The following is a 17,663-nucleotide window of genomic DNA, read 5'->3' on the forward strand; positions in this document are numbered from 1 at the left end:
TCCCATGCAGCAAACTCGTTACCAAAGAATTGAAAATGTACTTTCACGTCGTCAAACCGACCTTACCGTATGCTTAGAAGACGTACACAAACACCATAACTTATCAGCAATTGTTAGAACGGCTGATGCCGTTGGTTGTCATCATGTGCATGCCGTGTGGCCAGAAAAACAAAAGTGGCTAACCAATAATACCTCAGGTGGCAGTAAAAACTGGTTAGACACACATCTTCACAGAAACATAGATGATGCCGTTGCGAGTATGCGTACTCATAATCCTGATGTACAAATTTTAGCGACGCATTTAAGTGAAGATGCTGTCGACTTCAGAGAAATTGATTATACTAAACCGACTGCAATTATTGTCGGCCAAGAAAAAACGGGGATCTCTCCACAAGCCTTAGAGTATGCAGATCAAAACATCATTATTCCAATGCAAGGCATGGTGCAGTCGTTAAATGTATCAGTTGCAGCAGCCCTAATTTTATTTGAGGCGCAGCGTCAACGTGATCTAGCTGGTTTATACAATAGAAATATGCTGAGTGAAGAAATTAAGCACCCAATGTACTTTGAAGGCTGCCACCCAATTATTGCAAGGCAATGCAAACAAAAAAACCTACCTTACCCTGCTCTTGATGAAAACGGCGAAATTGTTGCTGATGAACAGTTTTGGCAGGCGTTAAAACATACTTGATGCATATACAGTGTATCAGTACACTTAACTTACTAAATAATAATAATTGAGCCTACATTGTCTAAACCTAGCTTAAGCCAATACCCAATCACAGAACTTAAAGGCGTTGGTCCTAAAATGGCTGAACGGCTTTTAAAGCTAGGTATTAGTACAGTACAGGACATGCTATTTCATTTGCCGCTTAGGTATGAAGACAGAACCCGTATTTATACAATTAGTGAGTTGACCCCTCATAGCCACGTAACTGTTCAAGCAACCATTGAAACCAGTCAAATAACCTTTGGAAAGCGGCGCATGCTGGTTTGCCAAATAAATGATGGTACAGGTAGGTTAACACTACGATTTTTTAATTTTACCGCAGCACAAAAAAATGCATTTAGCACAGGCAAAATAATTCGTTGCTTTGGCGAAATACGTCGCGGACGTATTGGCTTTGAAATGAGTCATCCTGAATACAGTATTAGCGACACTTTTGAACAACAACCAACATCATCAACACTTACGCCAGTCTATTCAACAACCGAGGGGTTAAAGCAGCTCTCCATTAGGGCGTTGAGTGAACAGGCAATAGAATTACTTCAAAAGTATGCAGTAGAAGAGCTACTTCCCCAACAATGGCAACCATCGCAACTACCGTTAAGTGATGCGTTATTATTACTACACCGCCCCCCTAATGATGTAGATATCATTGCGCTTGAACAAGGGACTCACCCAGCACAGCAGCGACTCGTATTTGAAGAATTACTGGCGCAAAATCTCAGTTTATTAAAAGTAAGAGAACAGGGGCAGCAAGTTAAAGCCGTTGCACTTGAGCCCACTAATTCATTAGAAACACAATTTTTAGCACAATTACCCTTTGCGCCAACCAATGCACAAAGCCGTGTGGTATCAGAAATTAAAGCAGATATGCAACACGCTTACCCTATGATGCGACTTGTCCAAGGGGACGTTGGCTCTGGTAAAACACTAGTCGCAGCACTGAGCGCGTTAACTGCGATAGCAAAAGGCTACCAGGTCGCATTAATGGCGCCAACAGAGATATTGTCAGAGCAACACGGAATCAACTTTTCTAGCTGGTTTGAAAGCCTTGGAATAACGGTTGCTTGGTTAGGTGGTAAAACAAAAGGTAAAGAGCGCGTAAGTACACTTGCAATGATTGCCTCAGGTGAAGCGCAAATGATTATCGGTACCCATGCGTTATTTCAAGATGAAGTAAAATTTAACAATCTTGTACTTATCATTATTGATGAACAACACCGCTTTGGAGTTCATCAACGTTTATCATTGCGTGAAAAAGGCCGTTTTGGTGATTGTTATCCACATCAGCTAGTAATGACAGCAACTCCTATACCACGTACGCTGGCGATGACTGCCTATGCAGACTTAGAAACCTCAGTGATTGACGAATTACCACCTGGGCGGACTCCTATCACTACAGTTGCGATTCCTGATACTCGTCGAGATGACATTATTAGTCGCGTAAAACTTGCCTGTAACGAACAAGGTCGACAGGTTTACTGGGTATGTACACTAATAGACGAGTCTGAAGTACTACAATGCCAAGCAGCGGAAGACAGTGCATTACAGCTAAAAGAAGCATTACCTGAGCTTGCTATTGGCTTAGTCCATGGGCGAATGAAAGCTACGGAAAAGCAAGCCATTATGAGCGACTTTAAAGCGGGTAAAATTCATGTACTTGTGGCAACAACCGTGATCGAAGTTGGGGTTGATGTGCCTAATGCGAGTTTGATTATTATCGAAAACCCTGAGCGCCTAGGTTTAGCACAGCTTCACCAACTACGTGGCCGCGTAGGCCGTGGAGCTACGGCATCTCACTGCGTGCTTTTATACCATGCACCGCTTTCACATACCGCACAGAAACGGTTAGGAGTACTGCGCGATAGTAACGACGGATTTGTTATCGCAGAACGTGATTTAGAAATACGCGGCCCAGGTGAAGTTCTTGGGACCAAACAAACCGGCTTAGCAGAATTTAAAATTGCAGACTTAACTAGAGATAAGCAAGCCTTAAATCAAGTTAGACCCATAGCACAACAGATGTTGAAGCAATATCCTCAGTATGTAGACCCTCTCATTCAACGCTGGTTAGGCAACAAGTCAAATTACGCACAAGCTTAGTAACTTATTCGCATAAAGCCACATATTAATTTTCCCAACTAGTTATTCCCTTATACCGTAACTTCATGCCCATAAACTTACACCTATGTTTTCACTCTCCTACAGACGTAAAAAAGCCCAACTCTTTCGAATCGGGCTTTCTTGTATTTGGAGTCGAGCGACAATGCCCTAGAATGTCGTAGTGTCCACAGCGATGGAAAGCCACATAAAAAATGGGATACTATCATTGTGTCGGGAGTCGCTTCGCTCGCCCAACCTACGCGATAGGTGCTGGGTGAATGTGCGCATTTTGCTTTCCTTCAAACAGCAAAAAAACCGTCACATTTCTGTAACGGGTTTCTCTTATTTGGAGCCTGGTAATGACCTACTTTCACATAACAAATGCTACACTATCATCGGCGCTGTTTCGTTTCACTACTGAGTTCGGCATGGGGTCAGGTGGGTCCAAAACGCTATTGTCACCAAGCAAATTTGGTGTAAGTTCGATTTAATCGAGCTTACTAAAATTTGGAATTCTGATAATAAAATGTCTTCAGTAATCTACTTTAGTTATATTAACTTCTTCGCTTGTTTCACTATCACATAAAACGCGTTTGGCGTTGTATGGTTAAGCCTCACGGGTAATTAGTACAAGTTAGCTTAATGGCTCACACCACTTCCACATCTTGCCTATCAACGTTGTAGTCTTCAACGGCCCTTCAGAGACTTTAAAAGTCTAGTGAGAACTCATCTCGAGGCCTGCTTCGCGCTTAGATGCTTTCAGCGCTTATCAGTTCCGAACGTAGCTACCGGGCAATGCCATTGGCATGACAACCCGAACACCAGCGGTTCGTTCACTCCGGTCCTCTCGTACTAGGAGCAACCCCTCTCAATTCTCAAACGCCCACGGCAGATAGGGACCGAACTGTCTCACGACGTTCTAAACCCAGCTCGCGTACCACTTTAAATGGCGAACAGCCATACCCTTGGGACCGACTTCAGCCCCAGGATGTGATGAGCCGACATCGAGGTGCCAAACACCGCCGTCGATATGAACTCTTGGGCGGTATCAGCCTGTTATCCCCGGAGTACCTTTTATCCGTTGAGCGATGGCCCTTCCATTCAGAACCACCGGATCACTATGACCTACTTTCGTACCTGCTCGACGTGTCTGTCTCGCAGTTAAGCTGGCTTCTACCATTACACTAACCGTACGATGTCCGACCGTACTTAGCCAACCTTCGTGCTCCTCCGTTACTCTTTGGGAGGAGACCGCCCCAGTCAAACTACCCACCAGGCACTGTCCGTAACCCCGATTCAGGGGCCAACGTTAGAACATCAAAACTACAAGGGTGGTATTTCAAGGACGACTCCACAAAAACTAGCGTCTCTGCTTCAAAGTCTCCCACCTATCCTACACATGTAGGTTCAATGTTCAGTGCCAAGCTGTAGTAAAGGTTCACGGGGTCTTTCCGTCTAGCCGCGGGTACACAGCATCTTCACTGCGATTTCAATTTCACTGAGTCTCGGGTGGAGACAGCGTGGCCATGGTTACACCATTCGTGCAGGTCGGAACTTACCCGACAAGGAATTTCGCTACCTTAGGACCGTTATAGTTACGGCCGCCGTTTACCGGGGCTTCGATCAAGAGCTTCTCCGAAGATAACCCCATCAATTAACCTTCCGGCACCGGGCAGGTGTCACACCGTATACGTCATCTTGCGATTTTGCACAGTGCTGTGTTTTTAATAAACAGTCCCAGCCACCTGGTCACTGCGGCTCCAATCAGCTTAGAGAGCAAGTCTCATCACCAATCGGAGCGTACCTTCTCCCGAAGTTACGGTACGATTTTGCCTAGTTCCTTCACCCGAGTTCTCTCAAGCGCCTTAGTATTCTCTACCTGACCACCTGTGTCGGTTTGGGGTACGATTCGGTATAATCTGAAGCTTAGAGGCTTTTCCTGGAAGTATGGCATCAGCAACTTCATCACCGTAGTGACTCGTCTCGTGTCTCAGCCTAACAGCAACCCGGATTTACCTAAGTCACTAGCCTACACACTTTCACATGGACTACCATCGCCATGCTTGCTTAGCCTGCTCCGTCCCCCCATCGCAATTATACCAAGTACGGAAATATTAATCCGTTTCCCATCGACTACGCCTTTCGGCCTCGCCTTAGGGGTCGACTTACCCTACCCTGATTAACATGGGATAGGAACCCTTGGTCTTCCGGCGTGCGGGTTTTTCACCCGCATTATCGTTACTCATGTCAGCATTCGCACTTCTGATACGTCCAGCATACCTCCCGGTACACCTTCAACCGCTTACAGAACGCTCCCCTACCACTCAGAATAAATTCTGAATCCGCAGCTTCGGTGCATAGTTTAGCCCCGTTACATCTTCCGCGCAGACCGACTCGACCAGTGAGCTATTACGCTTTCTTTAAAGGATGGCTGCTTCTAAGCCAACCTCCTGGCTGTCTGGGCCTTTCCACATCGTTTCCCACTTAACTATGACTTTGGGACCTTAGCTGGCGGTCTGGGTTGTTTCCCTCTTCACGACGGACGTTAGCACCCGCCGTGTGTCTCCCGGATATTACTTTACGGTATTCGGAGTTTGCAAAGGGTTGGTAAGTCGGGATGACCCCCTAGCCTTAACAGTGCTCTACCCCCGTAAGTATTCGTCCGAGGCTCTACCTAAATAGATTTCGGGGAGAACCAGCTATCTCCCGGTTTGATTAGCCTTTCACTCCTAACCACAGGTCATCCCCTAACTTTTCAACGTTAGTGGGTTCGGTCCTCCAATTGATGTTACTCAATCTTCAACCTGCCCATGGCTAGATCACCGGGTTTCGGGTCTATACCTTGCAACTATTCGCCCAGTTAAGACTCGGTTTCCCTACGGCTACCCTAATCGGTTAACCTCGCTACAAAATATAAGTCGCTGACCCATTATACAAAAGGTACGCAGTCACCCTCGAGGGGCTCCTACTGCTTGTACGTACACGGTTTCAGGTTCTATTTCACTCCCCTCACAGGGGTTCTTTTCGCCTTTCCCTCACGGTACTGGTTCACTATCGGTCAGTTGGGAGTATTTAGCCTTAGATGATGGTCCACCTATATTCAGTCAAAGTTTCACGTGCTCCGACCTACTCGATTTCACTTAAAATGCGTTTTCATGTACGGGACTATCACCCTGTATCGTGGCACTTTCCAGAGCCTTCCATTAACACATAATAAGCTTAAGGGCTGTTCCGATTTCGCTCGCCGCTACTATCGGAATCTCGGTTGATTTCTTTTCCTACGGGTACTTAGATGTTTCAGTTCTCCGCGTTCGCCTCGTTAACCTATGTATTCAGTTAACGATACCTGCAAGCAGGTGGGTTTCCCCATTCGGAAATCCTAGTCTCAAGTGCTTTTTACTAGCTTGACTAGGCTTATCGCAAGTTAATACGTCCTTCATCGCCTCCAACTGCCAAGGCATCCACCGTGTACGCTTAGTCACTTAACCATACAACCCAAACGGGTCTTTGTTTTGTGACAGTTTAACTTCGCCAGAAGTTAATATTGAATACTAAAGTAGATACCAATTAATCCGAGGATTAAATGGCACTGAATGATACTGCTATCATTCTTTTTTACTTTTGAAAACTCTGTACAAATACAATGTATTCATACGAATTTTATTATCAGCTTTTCCAAATTTTTAAAGAGCATATTAATTAGTAAACTCAAAGAGCAAACTAACTAACAATCATCTGTGTGGACACTACGAACAAATAAGTTCTAAATCGTATAAGGAGGTGATCCAGCCCCAGGTTCCCCTAGGGCTACCTTGTTACGACTTCACCCCAGTCATGAATCACTCCGTGGTAAACGTCCTCCCGAGGGTTAGACTATCTACTTCTGGAGCAACCCACTCCCATGGTGTGACGGGCGGTGTGTACAAGGCCCGGGAACGTATTCACCGCGTCATTCTGATACGCGATTACTAGCGATTCCGACTTCATGGAGTCGAGTTGCAGACTCCAATCCGGACTACGACGCACTTTAAGTGATTCGCTTACTCTCGCGAGTTCGCAGCACTCTGTATGCGCCATTGTAGCACGTGTGTAGCCCTACACGTAAGGGCCATGATGACTTGACGTCGTCCCCACCTTCCTCCGGTTTATCACCGGCAGTCTCCTTAGAGTTCTCAGCATTACCTGCTAGCAACTAAGGATAGGGGTTGCGCTCGTTGCGGGACTTAACCCAACATCTCACAACACGAGCTGACGACAGCCATGCAGCACCTGTATCAGAGTTCCCGAAGGCACCAAACCATCTCTGGTAAGTTCTCTGTATGTCAAGTGTAGGTAAGGTTCTTCGCGTTGCATCGAATTAAACCACATGCTCCACCGCTTGTGCGGGCCCCCGTCAATTCATTTGAGTTTTAACCTTGCGGCCGTACTCCCCAGGCGGTCTACTTAATGCGTTAGCTTTGAAAAACAGAACCGAGGTTCCGAGCTTCTAGTAGACATCGTTTACGGCGTGGACTACCAGGGTATCTAATCCTGTTTGCTCCCCACGCTTTCGTACATGAGCGTCAGTGTTGACCCAGGTGGCTGCCTTCGCCATCGGTATTCCTTCAGATCTCTACGCATTTCACCGCTACACCTGAAATTCTACCACCCTCTATCACACTCTAGTTTGCCAGTTCGAAATGCAGTTCCCAGGTTGAGCCCGGGGCTTTCACATCTCGCTTAACAAACCGCCTGCGTACGCTTTACGCCCAGTAATTCCGATTAACGCTCGCACCCTCCGTATTACCGCGGCTGCTGGCACGGAGTTAGCCGGTGCTTCTTCTGTCAGTAACGTCACAGCTAGCAGGTATTAACTACTAACCTTTCCTCCTGACTGAAAGTGCTTTACAACCCGAAGGCCTTCTTCACACACGCGGCATGGCTGCATCAGGCTTGCGCCCATTGTGCAATATTCCCCACTGCTGCCTCCCGTAGGAGTCTGGGCCGTGTCTCAGTCCCAGTGTGGCTGATCATCCTCTCAAACCAGCTAGGGATCGTCGCCTTGGTGAGCCATTACCTCACCAACTAGCTAATCCCACTTGGGCCAATCTAAAGGCGAGAGCCGAAGCCCCCTTTGGTCCGTAGACATTATGCGGTATTAGCAGTCGTTTCCAACTGTTGTCCCCCACCTCAAGGCATGTTCCCAAGCATTACTCACCCGTCCGCCGCTCGTCAGCAAAGTAGCAAGCTACTTTCTGTTACCGCTCGACTTGCATGTGTTAGGCCTGCCGCCAGCGTTCAATCTGAGCCATGATCAAACTCTTCAATTAAAAAGTTTTATGTCTTTCGACAGCTCAATGAATTCTGAATTTATTTAATATCTTTCGATATTGAATTGACTGTGCTGCAATTCCTACCTAAGTAGTTATTGCTGTTGGTCACTCAGTTTCAATTGAGACTCTAAATTTGTTTGCCTCACTTAGTAAACTAAGCTTGGCTGTTAGAACTCAATCTGTACGAGTGCCCACACAGATGATTGCTTTATATTGTTAAAGAACGTTGCGATTAAAGCGTTAAACTTTATCTCGCTAGGGCTGCGCATATTACGCTTTCCTATTTTTTTGTCAACACTTAATTTTGTTAAACTTGAAAGTTTTCAAAACTAAGTTTTACTCGACTCACTGAGTAGCTCGTGCCTCGCTATGCGTTGCGTTCTGCCGTCTCAGTGGGGTCGCATTATAGGGAGATCCGAAAACAGATCAACCCTTTTTTGAAGAAAAATTGAAATAAATGACTGTTCGCTTGATATTTAGACTAAACGCTTAAAAAGACAACTAAACCTAATCATATTTCGCCTTTAAAGCTGTAAAAACTTATTTTTTGGAAAAATCTTTTCATAGTTTTTGTAGCTATTACCAAGAAAAGAAATTGTTTAACTTTATATGGCCATTTAGATTAGTGGCGAATAAATACATCAGGCAAGGGCTCTACTATATAAAGTTAATGAGCTATTGGTGGGTATCAACTATTTCGAACTTTTTTATATTAATAACTATAAACTGTAAAAGTCGTTACATGGTCATATATTTATTAGTCTAAATAACTTTACTTATAAATAGAAAGATAGCAGTCCTAAACGCTCGCATTATGATTCGTCGATTCTAGTTAGGCTATTTTATTAGATGAAAGAAATGAGAATAAATTTGCTATAAATAATAGAGCTAAAAGCTTTATTCATTTTGTGTGAATTTTAGATATTAAAAAGCCGAGCATAAGCTCGGCTTTTTGGTGTCTCTTTAAGACTTACTCTGCAGACTGCGCGTCTTCTTGAACTTCTTCGCTCGCCGCTGGGCGACCAACTAGTTCAATATAAGCCATTGGTGCATTATCACCAGCACGGAAGCCACACTTAAGAATACGAGTGTAACCACCTGGACGATCCGCATTACGAGGACCGATTTCACTGAATAACTTACCAACTACTTCATTATCACGCGTGCGAGCAAACGCTAAACGGCGATTTGCTACACTGTCAGTCTTAGCCAGTGTGATTAAAGGTTCAATTACACGGCGTAACTCTTTCGCTTTAGGCAAAGTAGTTTTGATGATTTCATGTTTCACCAAAGAACCTGCCATATTGCTGAACATCGCTTTACGATGGCTACTGTTACGGTTTAATTGACGACCACTCTTACGATGGCGCATGACCCTATCCTTCTAACTAAACTAATATAGTGATTTAGATTATTCAGCTAGGCTTGCAGGCGGCCAATTTTCTAGGCGCATGCCTAGAGAAAGACCACGTGAAGCTAGCACGTCTTTTATTTCAGTTAGAGACTTCTTACCTAGATTAGGCGTTTTAAGAAGCTCAACTTCAGTGCGCTGAACTAAATCACCGATATATTGAATTTGCTCGGCTTTCAAACAGTTTGCTGAACGTACTGTTAATTCAAGATCATCAACTGGACGAAGTAGAATAGGATCGAATTCTGGCTTCTCTTCTTTCTCTTCTGGCTCAGTTACATCACGTAAATCTACGAATGCATCTAATTGCTCAGCTAAGATAGTAGACGCACGGCGGATCGCTTCTTCAGGATCTAAAGTGCCGTTTGTTTCCATATCAATGATTAACTTGTCTAAGTCTGTACGTTGCTCAACACGGGCTGATTCAACCGAGTACGCAATACGTTCAACTGGGCTGAATGATGCATCAAGCAGCAATCGACCAATTGGACGCTCATCGTCATCAGAGGATAAACGACTAGATGCCGGCACATAACCACGACCACGCTCAACACGAATACGCATGCTGATCTCGCTGTTATTTGTTGTTAAATTACAAATAACATGATCTGGGTTAGCAATTGTTACATCGCCATCGTGCTGAATATCTGCCGCAGTCACAGGGCCTACACCAGATTTAGTCAGGGTCAGAAAAACTTCATCTTTGCCTTCTAACGTTACCGCTAGACCTTTAAGGTTTAGTAGTATTTCAATGATGTCTTCTTGTACGCCTTCTTTCGCGCTGTACTCATGCAATACACCGTCGATTTCAACTTCAGTTACTGCACATCCAGGCATAGATGATAACAGTATACGGCGTAAGGCATTACCCAAAGTGTGACCAAAGCCACGCTCGAGTGGTTCTAAAACTACTTTAGAACGCGTTGGGTTGATAGCGTCGATATCGACTAACCTTGGTTTTAGAAATTCTGTAACAGAACCCTGCATTTTATCCTCTCTTAACTCTTAACTTTACTTAGAGTAAAGTTCGACGATTAGTTGTTCATTAATGTCCGCAGACAGATCTGAACGCTCAGGTAGGCGCTTGAAGCTACCTTCCAATTTCTTACCGTCAACTTCAACCCAAGTCGGCTTTTCACGTTGCTCAGCCAACTCTAGAGCAGCGATGATACGTGCTTGTGTTTTAGACTTCTCACGGATTACAACAGTATCTTCTGGAGTAATTACGTATGAAGGAATATTCACAACACGACCATTAACTAGAATCGCTTTGTGGCTTACTAACTGACGTGCTTCAGCGCGTGTGCTAGCAAAACCCATGCGATATACAACATTGTCTAAACGTTGCTCTAAAAGCTGTAACAAGTTTTCACCTGTGTTGCCTTTAAGGCGAGCAGCTTCTTTGTAGTAGTTACGGAATTGCTTTTCTAATACACCGTAAATACGACGTACTTTTTGCTTTTCACGTAATTGTAAACCGTAATCAGATAAGCGTCCTTTACGAGCGCCGTGCTGACCAGGTGCAGTCTCAAGTTTACACTTAGAGTCGATAGCTCTTACGCCGCTCTTAAGGAACAGGTCAGTACCTTCACGACGACTCAGCTTGAGCTTAGGGCCCAAATATCTTGCCATGTTATTTCTCCTAACCTATTGTTAAACGCGACGTTTCTTCGGTGGACGACAACCATTATGTGGTATTGGCGTCACGTCAGTAATGTTGGTGATACGGTAACCAGCAGCATTCAAAGCACGTACAGCAGATTCACGACCTGGACCTGGACCTTTGATGAAAACTTCTAGATTTTTTAAACCGTATTCTTGAGCAGCAGTACCTGCACGCTCTGCAGCAACCTGAGCAGCGAATGGAGTAGATTTACGTGAACCACGGAAACCTGAACCACCGGCAGTAGCCCATGATAGTGCATTACCTTGACGGTCGGTAATCGTTACAATAGTGTTGTTGAAAGACGCATGAACATGAGCCATACCATCAGCAACTTGCTTTTTAACCTTTTTACGACGAATTGGTGTCTTAGCCATTTTACTATCCCCTTATCGCTTAATAGGCTTACGAGGACCCTTACGGGTACGCGCGTTAGTCTTTGTTCTTTGACCACGAAGTGGTAAAGAGCGACGGTGACGTAGGCCACGGAAACAACCAAGGTCCATAAGGCGCTTGATATTCAAAGTAACTTCACGACGAAGGTCACCTTCTACAGTGTACTTGCCAACTGCTTCACGCAGTACGTCAAGTGTTTCGTCTGAAAGTTCACCGATTTTTGTGGTCTCGGCGATACCAGTCGCTTCTAAGATAGCCTTAGAGCGAGTCTTACCTATGCCATAAATAGCTGTTAAACCAATAACTGCATGTTTATGATCAGGGACGTTAATGCCAGCGATACGGGCCACTAACACATCTCCTATATTTGAATTTGGTAATCATCTGTTTGAAAAGCCCGTAAGGATACTCAAACGAAGACCAAATCACAACTAAAAACACAGGCCGAGAAACCTCAGCCTGCACGACTGTTTACTTAGCCTTGCCTTTGCTTATGCTTAGGCTCACTGCAAATTACGCGTACTACACCAGCACGTTTAATAACTTTACAGTTACGGCATATTTTCTTAACGGAAGCACGTACTTTCATTGCTCAACTCCGTAAACTGACCTTATCGACCGTAGCCTTTAAGGTTCGCTTTTTTCAGCACAGAATCATACTGATGTGACATCAGATGCGTCTGTACTTGTGCCATAAAGTCCATGATTACAACAACGATAATCAAAATTGATGTACCGCCGAAATAGAATGGCGTTTGCCATGCCATAGTCATGAATTCGGGCACCAGACAGATAAAGGTTATATACAAAGCACCTGCCAATGTCAGGCGTGTCATCACTTTATCAATGTATTTAGATGTCTGCTCACCTGGACGAATACCTGGGATAAATGCGCCAGATTTTTTCAGGTTGTCTGCTGTTTCACGCGGGTTAAAAACCAACGCTGTGTAGAAAAAGCAGAAGAAGATGATAGCCGCAGCTAAAACCATTGCATACAAAGGCTGACCTGGAGTCAACGTTGTAGCAATTGCTTGTAGCACATCAGCAACCGGACCTTCACCCTGGCCGAACCAGCTTGCAATTGTACCAGGGAACAGAATTATACTGCTAGCGAAGATTGGTGGAATAACACCCGCCATATTTACTTTCAGAGGTAAATGCGTGCTTTGAGCAGCAAATACTTGACGACCTTGTTGACGTTTGGCGTAGTTAACAACAATACGTCGTTGACCACGTTCAAAGAATACAACAAGATAAGTAACAGCGAATACTATAACCGCAACCATCAACAGTACAAAAACATTCAAATCACCTTGGCGCGCCATTTCGGCTGTCGAACCAATAGCAGACGGCAGGTTAGCTACAATACCAACAAATATTAGAACTGAGATACCGTTACCGATACCACGTTCTGTTATCTGTTCGCCCAACCACATAAGGAACATAGTACCGGTTACTAAACTCACCACTGCGGTGAAATAGAATCCCATACCTGGGTTAACAACTAACCCGTTCATCATGCCCGGTAAGCTTGTGGCAATACCGATTGATTGGATAGTAGCAAGCACAAGCGTGCCGTAGCGTGTGTACTGGCTTATCTTTTTACGCCCTTGCTCACCTTCTTTCTTAAGCTCTATAAACGGCGGATACATATGCGTTAATAGTTGCGTAATAATCGAAGCCGAGATATACGGCATGATACCCAGTGCTAACACTGAAGCTCGCTCAAGCGCACCACCGCTAAACATGTTGAACATCTCAACAATGGTGCCCTTTTGTTGCTCGAAGAAATCGGCAAGTACAGCGGCGTCAATCCCAGGGATCGGCACAAATGAACCTAGACGGTAAATTATGATAGCACCCAATACGAAGAGTAATCGGCGCTTCAATTCCGAAAGTCCACCTTGTGCACTTTGTGTATCTTGACCTGGTTTAGCCATTAGTACTTCCTTAGTCTTCTACCTTGCCTCCGGCAGCTTCGATAGCTTCGCGTGCACCTTTAGAAGCCTTAAGGCCTTTAACGGTAACAGCGCGTGAAACTTCGCCAGATTTAACAACTTTAACGAACTGAACGTTCTTTTTAACTAGACCAGCTGCTTGTAACGCGCTTAGGTCTACCACATCGCCTTCAACTTTAGCGATTTCGTATAGGTTAATTTCTGCAGATACTAAAGATTTGCGAGAAGTGAAACCGAACTTAGGTAGACGACGTTGCATAGGCATTTGACCGCCTTCAAAACCAACGCGTACTTTACCGCCAGAACGTGATTTTTGACCTTTGTGACCACGGCCACCAGTCTTACCAAGACCAGAACCGATACCACGACCAACACGTTTTGGAGCAGTTTTTGAACCTGCAGCAGGTGAAAGTGTATTCAAATGCATCGAATTACCCCTCTACCTTAACCATGTAATAAACCTGGTTGATCATACCACGCACACATGCTGTGTCTTCTAACTCAACAGTGTGATTGATACGACGTAAACCAAGACCGCGTAATGTAGCTTTATGCTTCGGTAAACGACCGATAGAGCTTTTTACTTGTGTTACTTTTACAGTTTTATTAGCCATGGTTTACCCCAAAATCTCATCTACTCGAAGACCACGTTTTGCAGCGATCGACTGAGGAGAATTCATGTTCTCAAGAGCTGAGATCGTTGCACGTACAACGTTGATCGGGTTAGTAGAACCGTAACATTTAGAAAGTACGTTCTGCACACCAGTCACTTCAAGTACTGCACGCATAGCACCACCTGCAATGATACCAGTACCTTCAGATGCTGGTTTCATAAACACTTGTGAGCCAGCATGACGTCCTTTAACAGGATGCTGTAATGTGTTGCCATTTAGGTCTACGTTGATCATGTTACGACGTGCTTTTTCCATTGCTTTTTGAATAGCAGCTGGAACTTCACGTGCTTTACCATAACCGAAACCTACTTTACCTGCGCCATCACCAACTACAGTTAGTGCAGTAAAGCTAAAGATACGACCACCTTTAACTACTTTAGACACACGGTTCACCGCGATTAGCTTTTCAGCTAAATCAGGCTGTTGTTGCTTTGCTTCTACGTTAGCCATTGTCTACTCCTAGAATTGCAAACCGGCTTCACGCGCAGCATCAGCTAGCGCCTTCACACGGCCGTGATATTTAAAGCCACTGCGATCAAAAGCAATCTTTTCGATGCCTTTGTCAGCCGCACGTTCAGCAACCGCTTTACCAACTGCTTGTGCAGCTGCAACGTTGCCTGTGCCTTTAACTGTTTCGCTAATAGCTTTCTCAACAGTAGAAGCAGCAGCCAGTACATTACCCTCAGCGTTTACAACTTGAGCGTAAATGTGACGTGGCGTGCGGTGGATAACAAGACGCGTTGTGCCTTGTTCAATATAATTTCTACGAGTGCGTTTAGCACGACGTAGACGAGCTGTTTTTTTATCCATCGTCTTACCTTACTTCTTCTTAGCCTCTTTACGGCGTACATTCTCATCTGAATAACGAACACCTTTACCTTTATAAGGCTCAGGTTTACGGTATGCACGAATGTTAGCAGCTGTTTGACCAACTAACTGCTTGTCTACGCCCTTAACTAGAACTTCTGTTTGGCTTGGAGTTTCAATCGTAATTCCTTCAGGAACTGCGAAATTAACTGGGTGCGAGAAACCAAGAGTTAAGTCTAAAACTTTGCCCTTAGCTGCAGCACGGTAACCAACACCTACTAACTGAAGTTTCTTCTCGTAACCTTCATGCGTACCAACAACCATGTTGTTGATTAGAGCGCGAGCAGTACCTGCTTGTGCCCATGCATTGGCTACGCCTTCACGAGGTAAAGTTGTAATAACGTTGTCGTTAACTTGTACTTCAACAGCATTGTTGATAGTACGAGTAAGTTCACCGTTTTTGCCTTTAACTGTGATTTCCTGGCCTTTTAATGTAACTTCTACACCGGCAGGAACGTTTATTGGTGCCTTTGCTATGCGAGACATAGTTCCCCTCCGATTAAGCTACAAAACCAATGATTTCACCACCAACGCCTGCACTACGTGCTGCGCGGTCTGTCATTAGGCCTTTAGAAGTTGATACGATAGCGATACCTAAACCACCCATTACCTTCGGTAATTCGTCACGTCTCTTATAGATACGTAGACCAGGGCGACTTACACGCTGGATATTTTCAATAACAGCTTTGCCTTCGAAGTACTTTAACTCGATAGAAAGCTCAGGTTTAACATCACCACTTACTGCGAAGTCTGCGATGTAACCTTCATTTTTTAATACATTAGCTACTGCTACTTTCAGTTTCGAATTAGGCATCGTTACAGATACTTTCTTCGCTGACTGACCGTTACGGATTCGTGTAAATAAATCCGCGATAGGATCTTGCAAGCTCATAGTCTTACTCCCATGATTCTATTACCAGCTAGCCTTTTTAAGGCCAGGAATTTCACCGCGCATAGCTGCTTCGCGAACTTTAATACGGCTCATGCCGAATTTGCGAAGGAAACCATGTGGGCGGCCCGTAATGTTACAACGATTACGTTGACGTGCAGGGCTAGAATCACGAGGTAAAGCTTGTAGCTTAAGTACCGCGTCCCAACGATCATCTTCAGATGTATTAACATCACTGATGATAGCTTTTAGTGCTGCACGCTTTTCAGCGTACTGAGCAACTAGTTTAGTGCGCTTTGCTTCGCGCGCTTTCATAGAATTCTTTGCCATAACCCTACCCTTATTTCTTGAATGGGAAGTTAAACGCTTCTAACAACGCACGGCCTTCCTCATCTGATTTCGCAGATGTAGTGATTGTGATATCCATACCGCGTACACGGTCTACTTTATCATAATCAATTTCTGGGAAGATGATTTGTTCACGTACGCCCATGCTGTAGTTACCACGTCCATCAAAAGACTTAGCACTTACACCACGGAAGTCACGGATACGTGGGATAGCGATTGAAACCAAACGCTCAAAAAAGTCCCACATACGCTCGCCGCGTAGGGTTACTTTACAACCAATCGGGTAACCTTCACGCACTTTGAAGCCAGCAACAGATTTGCGTGCTTTAGTGATTAAAGGTTTCTGACCAGAGATAGCTTCTAGATCCGCAACAGCGTTATCTAAAATCTTCTTGTCAGCTAAGGCTTCGCCCACACCCATGTTTAATGTGATCTTTTCGATCTGAGGGACTTGCATGACAGAGCTGAAACCAAACTTCTCTTGAAGTTCAGCAACTACTTTGTCTTTATATACTTCATGCAGTTTCGCCATCATTCTACTCCAACTATTAGATAGTTTTACCAGTAGATTTAAAGATACGTAATTTCTTACCATCTTCAATCTTGAAACCTACACGATCTGCTTTGCTCGTTTCCGAGTTGTAGATCGCAACGTTTGATACGTCGATAGACGCTTCTTTCTCAACAATACCGCCAGCTTGGTTCAACTGTGGAACCGGCTTTTGATGTTTCTTGATTAAGTTAATGCCTTCGACAAATACTCGACCAGACTCGGTTACAACTGAAAGCACTTTGCCGCGCTTACCTTTGTCTTTACCTGCTAGTACGATTACTTCGTCATCACGACGGATTTTTGCTGCCATGATAGACTCCTTACAGTACTTCTGGGGCTAGTGAAACGATTTTCATGAACTTTTCATTACGAAGTTCGCGAGTCACAGGGCCGAAAATACGAGTACCAATAGGCTGCAAGTTATCATTTAAGATAACAGCCGCATTGCTGTCGAAACGGATCAATGAACCGTCTGGACGACGAACGCCTTTTTTGGTACGCACAACTACCGCGTTTTTAACATCACCTTTCTTCACTTTACCGCGAGGAATCGCTTCTTTTACAGAAACTTTAATGATATCGCCAATCGCTGCATAGCGACGGTGTGAACCACCAAGGACTTTTATACACTGCACTTTGCGAGCGCCGCTGTTATCAGCAACTTCCAGCTGAGTTTGCATTTGGATCATGTTAATGACCTCCGGTGTAGTAATTACAACTTGTCTTAAATTTGTTTAAAATCAAGACATTTCGATTGAATTC

General features: G+C 44.6%; 19 protein-coding genes and 3 rRNA genes. 2 read left to right on the forward strand and 20 right to left on the reverse strand.

Annotated features, from left to right (window positions below):
• The first annotated feature begins 4 nt into the window (after nucleotides 1-4).
• Together trmH and recG are read left to right on the forward strand one after the other, a co-directional pair.
• Nucleotides 5-691 (forward strand): tRNA (guanosine(18)-2'-O)-methyltransferase TrmH, encoded by a 687-nt coding sequence (gene trmH / locus FLM54_RS14350; protein WP_138606303.1) that lies wholly within the window; start codon nucleotides 5-7, stop codon nucleotides 689-691.
• A gap of 57 nt (nucleotides 692-748) precedes the next feature.
• Nucleotides 749-2,830: an ATP-dependent DNA helicase RecG gene (gene recG / locus FLM54_RS14355; protein ID WP_178956712.1), complete on the forward strand. Its 2,082-nt coding sequence runs from the start codon at nucleotides 749-751 to the stop codon at nucleotides 2,828-2,830.
• A gap of 351 nt (nucleotides 2,831-3,181) precedes the next feature.
• On the opposite strand, the gene rrf is transcribed toward recG, so the two are convergent.
• The 20 genes from rrf to rplN form a co-directional block, all read right to left on the reverse strand.
• Nucleotides 3,182-3,296, reverse strand: a 5S ribosomal RNA gene (gene rrf / locus FLM54_RS14360).
• A 137-nt stretch (nucleotides 3,297-3,433) separates the two neighbouring features.
• A 23S ribosomal RNA gene (locus FLM54_RS14365) occupies nucleotides 3,434-6,318 on the reverse strand.
• A gap of 285 nt (nucleotides 6,319-6,603) precedes the next feature.
• Nucleotides 6,604-8,139, reverse strand: a 16S ribosomal RNA gene (locus FLM54_RS14370).
• Together the 16S, 23S and 5S rRNA genes form the textbook arrangement of a ribosomal RNA operon.
• A 973-nt stretch (nucleotides 8,140-9,112) precedes the next feature.
• A complete protein-coding gene (rplQ, locus tag FLM54_RS14375; protein WP_008115370.1) occupies nucleotides 9,113-9,514 on the reverse strand; it encodes a 50S ribosomal protein L17 in 402 nt (133 codons plus the stop codon).
• Between the two features lie 39 nt (nucleotides 9,515-9,553).
• Nucleotides 9,554-10,540 (reverse strand): DNA-directed RNA polymerase subunit alpha, encoded by a 987-nt coding sequence (locus FLM54_RS14380; RefSeq protein WP_008115371.1) that lies wholly within the window; start codon nucleotides 10,538-10,540, stop codon nucleotides 9,554-9,556.
• A gap of 24 nt (nucleotides 10,541-10,564) precedes the next feature.
• On the reverse strand, nucleotides 10,565-11,185 hold the full coding sequence (gene rpsD, locus FLM54_RS14385; RefSeq protein ID WP_002959461.1) for a 30S ribosomal protein S4: 621 nt from the start codon (nucleotides 11,183-11,185) through the stop codon (nucleotides 10,565-10,567).
• Between the two features lie 21 nt (nucleotides 11,186-11,206).
• Nucleotides 11,207-11,593, reverse strand: a complete 387-nt coding sequence (gene rpsK / locus FLM54_RS14390) for a 30S ribosomal protein S11 (protein WP_002959471.1) — start codon at nucleotides 11,591-11,593, stop codon at nucleotides 11,207-11,209.
• Between the two features lie 12 nt (nucleotides 11,594-11,605).
• Entirely contained in the window at nucleotides 11,606-11,962 is a 357-nt protein-coding gene (gene rpsM, locus FLM54_RS14395; protein ID WP_008115377.1) for a 30S ribosomal protein S13, read from the reverse strand.
• Nucleotides 11,963-12,087: 125 nt separating this feature from the next.
• On the reverse strand, nucleotides 12,088-12,201 hold the full coding sequence (gene rpmJ, locus FLM54_RS14400) for a 50S ribosomal protein L36 (protein WP_002959476.1): 114 nt from the start codon (nucleotides 12,199-12,201) through the stop codon (nucleotides 12,088-12,090).
• A gap of 22 nt (nucleotides 12,202-12,223) precedes the next feature.
• Nucleotides 12,224-13,552 (reverse strand): preprotein translocase subunit SecY, encoded by a 1,329-nt coding sequence (gene secY / locus FLM54_RS14405; protein ID WP_008115380.1) that lies wholly within the window; start codon nucleotides 13,550-13,552, stop codon nucleotides 12,224-12,226.
• 10 nt (nucleotides 13,553-13,562) lie between these two features.
• Nucleotides 13,563-13,997: a 50S ribosomal protein L15 gene (gene rplO / locus FLM54_RS14410; protein ID WP_008115382.1), complete on the reverse strand. Its 435-nt coding sequence runs from the start codon at nucleotides 13,995-13,997 to the stop codon at nucleotides 13,563-13,565.
• A 4-nt stretch (nucleotides 13,998-14,001) separates the two neighbouring features.
• On the reverse strand, nucleotides 14,002-14,184 hold the full coding sequence (gene rpmD / locus FLM54_RS14415) for a 50S ribosomal protein L30 (protein WP_008115384.1): 183 nt from the start codon (nucleotides 14,182-14,184) through the stop codon (nucleotides 14,002-14,004).
• A 3-nt stretch (nucleotides 14,185-14,187) separates the two neighbouring features.
• Nucleotides 14,188-14,694, reverse strand: a complete 507-nt coding sequence (gene rpsE, locus FLM54_RS14420; protein ID WP_008115387.1) for a 30S ribosomal protein S5 — start codon at nucleotides 14,692-14,694, stop codon at nucleotides 14,188-14,190.
• A 9-nt stretch (nucleotides 14,695-14,703) separates the two neighbouring features.
• Complete coding sequence (gene rplR / locus FLM54_RS14425; protein WP_008115388.1) at nucleotides 14,704-15,054, reverse strand: 50S ribosomal protein L18; 351 nt, start codon at nucleotides 15,052-15,054, stop codon at nucleotides 14,704-14,706.
• A 9-nt stretch (nucleotides 15,055-15,063) separates the two neighbouring features.
• Entirely contained in the window at nucleotides 15,064-15,597 is a 534-nt protein-coding gene (gene rplF, locus FLM54_RS14430; RefSeq protein ID WP_008115390.1) for a 50S ribosomal protein L6, read from the reverse strand.
• 13 nt (nucleotides 15,598-15,610) lie between these two features.
• Nucleotides 15,611-16,003, reverse strand: a complete 393-nt coding sequence (gene rpsH, locus FLM54_RS14435; RefSeq protein WP_008115392.1) for a 30S ribosomal protein S8 — start codon at nucleotides 16,001-16,003, stop codon at nucleotides 15,611-15,613.
• Nucleotides 16,004-16,024: 21 nt separating this feature from the next.
• Nucleotides 16,025-16,330 (reverse strand): 30S ribosomal protein S14, encoded by a 306-nt coding sequence (rpsN, locus tag FLM54_RS14440; protein ID WP_006794245.1) that lies wholly within the window; start codon nucleotides 16,328-16,330, stop codon nucleotides 16,025-16,027.
• A gap of 10 nt (nucleotides 16,331-16,340) precedes the next feature.
• Nucleotides 16,341-16,880 (reverse strand): 50S ribosomal protein L5, encoded by a 540-nt coding sequence (gene rplE / locus FLM54_RS14445; protein WP_010392500.1) that lies wholly within the window; start codon nucleotides 16,878-16,880, stop codon nucleotides 16,341-16,343.
• A 16-nt stretch (nucleotides 16,881-16,896) separates the two neighbouring features.
• A complete protein-coding gene (gene rplX, locus FLM54_RS14450; RefSeq protein ID WP_004589210.1) occupies nucleotides 16,897-17,211 on the reverse strand; it encodes a 50S ribosomal protein L24 in 315 nt (104 codons plus the stop codon).
• Nucleotides 17,212-17,221: 10 nt separating this feature from the next.
• Entirely contained in the window at nucleotides 17,222-17,590 is a 369-nt protein-coding gene (rplN, locus tag FLM54_RS14455) for a 50S ribosomal protein L14 (protein WP_008115397.1), read from the reverse strand.
• Nucleotides 17,591-17,663: the final 73 nt, after the last annotated feature.

The organism is Pseudoalteromonas sp. Scap25, from assembly GCF_013394125.1.
Taxonomy (GTDB): Bacteria; Pseudomonadota; Gammaproteobacteria; order Enterobacterales; family Alteromonadaceae; genus Pseudoalteromonas.

Coding starts and splice junctions, on each gene's coding strand:
- rplF (WP_008115390.1), bottom strand. CDS start 15,597: ATGTCTCGCATAGCAAAGGCACCAATAAACGTTCCTGCCGGTGTAGAA.
- FLM54_RS14380 (WP_008115371.1), bottom strand. CDS start 10,540: ATGCAGGGTTCTGTTACAGAATTTCTAAAACCAAGGTTAGTCGATATC.
- rplE (WP_010392500.1), bottom strand. CDS start 16,880: ATGGCGAAACTGCATGAAGTATATAAAGACAAAGTAGTTGCTGAACTT.
- trmH (WP_138606303.1), top strand. CDS start 5: ATGCAGCAAACTCGTTACCAAAGAATTGAAAATGTACTTTCACGTCGT.
- rplX (WP_004589210.1), bottom strand. CDS start 17,211: ATGGCAGCAAAAATCCGTCGTGATGACGAAGTAATCGTACTAGCAGGT.
- rpsD (WP_002959461.1), bottom strand. CDS start 11,185: ATGGCAAGATATTTGGGCCCTAAGCTCAAGCTGAGTCGTCGTGAAGGT.
- rplR (WP_008115388.1), bottom strand. CDS start 15,054: ATGGATAAAAAAACAGCTCGTCTACGTCGTGCTAAACGCACTCGTAGA.
- rpmD (WP_008115384.1), bottom strand. CDS start 14,184: ATGGCTAATAAAACTGTAAAAGTAACACAAGTAAAAAGCTCTATCGGT.
- rpsE (WP_008115387.1), bottom strand. CDS start 14,694: ATGGCTAACGTAGAAGCAAAGCAACAACAGCCTGATTTAGCTGAAAAG.
- rplO (WP_008115382.1), bottom strand. CDS start 13,997: ATGCATTTGAATACACTTTCACCTGCTGCAGGTTCAAAAACTGCTCCA.
- rplQ (WP_008115370.1), bottom strand. CDS start 9,514: ATGCGCCATCGTAAGAGTGGTCGTCAATTAAACCGTAACAGTAGCCAT.
- rpmJ (WP_002959476.1), bottom strand. CDS start 12,201: ATGAAAGTACGTGCTTCCGTTAAGAAAATATGCCGTAACTGTAAAGTT.
- rpsN (WP_006794245.1), bottom strand. CDS start 16,330: ATGGCAAAGAATTCTATGAAAGCGCGCGAAGCAAAGCGCACTAAACTA.
- rpsH (WP_008115392.1), bottom strand. CDS start 16,003: ATGAGCTTGCAAGATCCTATCGCGGATTTATTTACACGAATCCGTAAC.
- secY (WP_008115380.1), bottom strand. CDS start 13,552: ATGGCTAAACCAGGTCAAGATACACAAAGTGCACAAGGTGGACTTTCG.
- rplN (WP_008115397.1), bottom strand. CDS start 17,590: ATGATCCAAATGCAAACTCAGCTGGAAGTTGCTGATAACAGCGGCGCT.
- rpsK (WP_002959471.1), bottom strand. CDS start 11,593: ATGGCTAAGACACCAATTCGTCGTAAAAAGGTTAAAAAGCAAGTTGCT.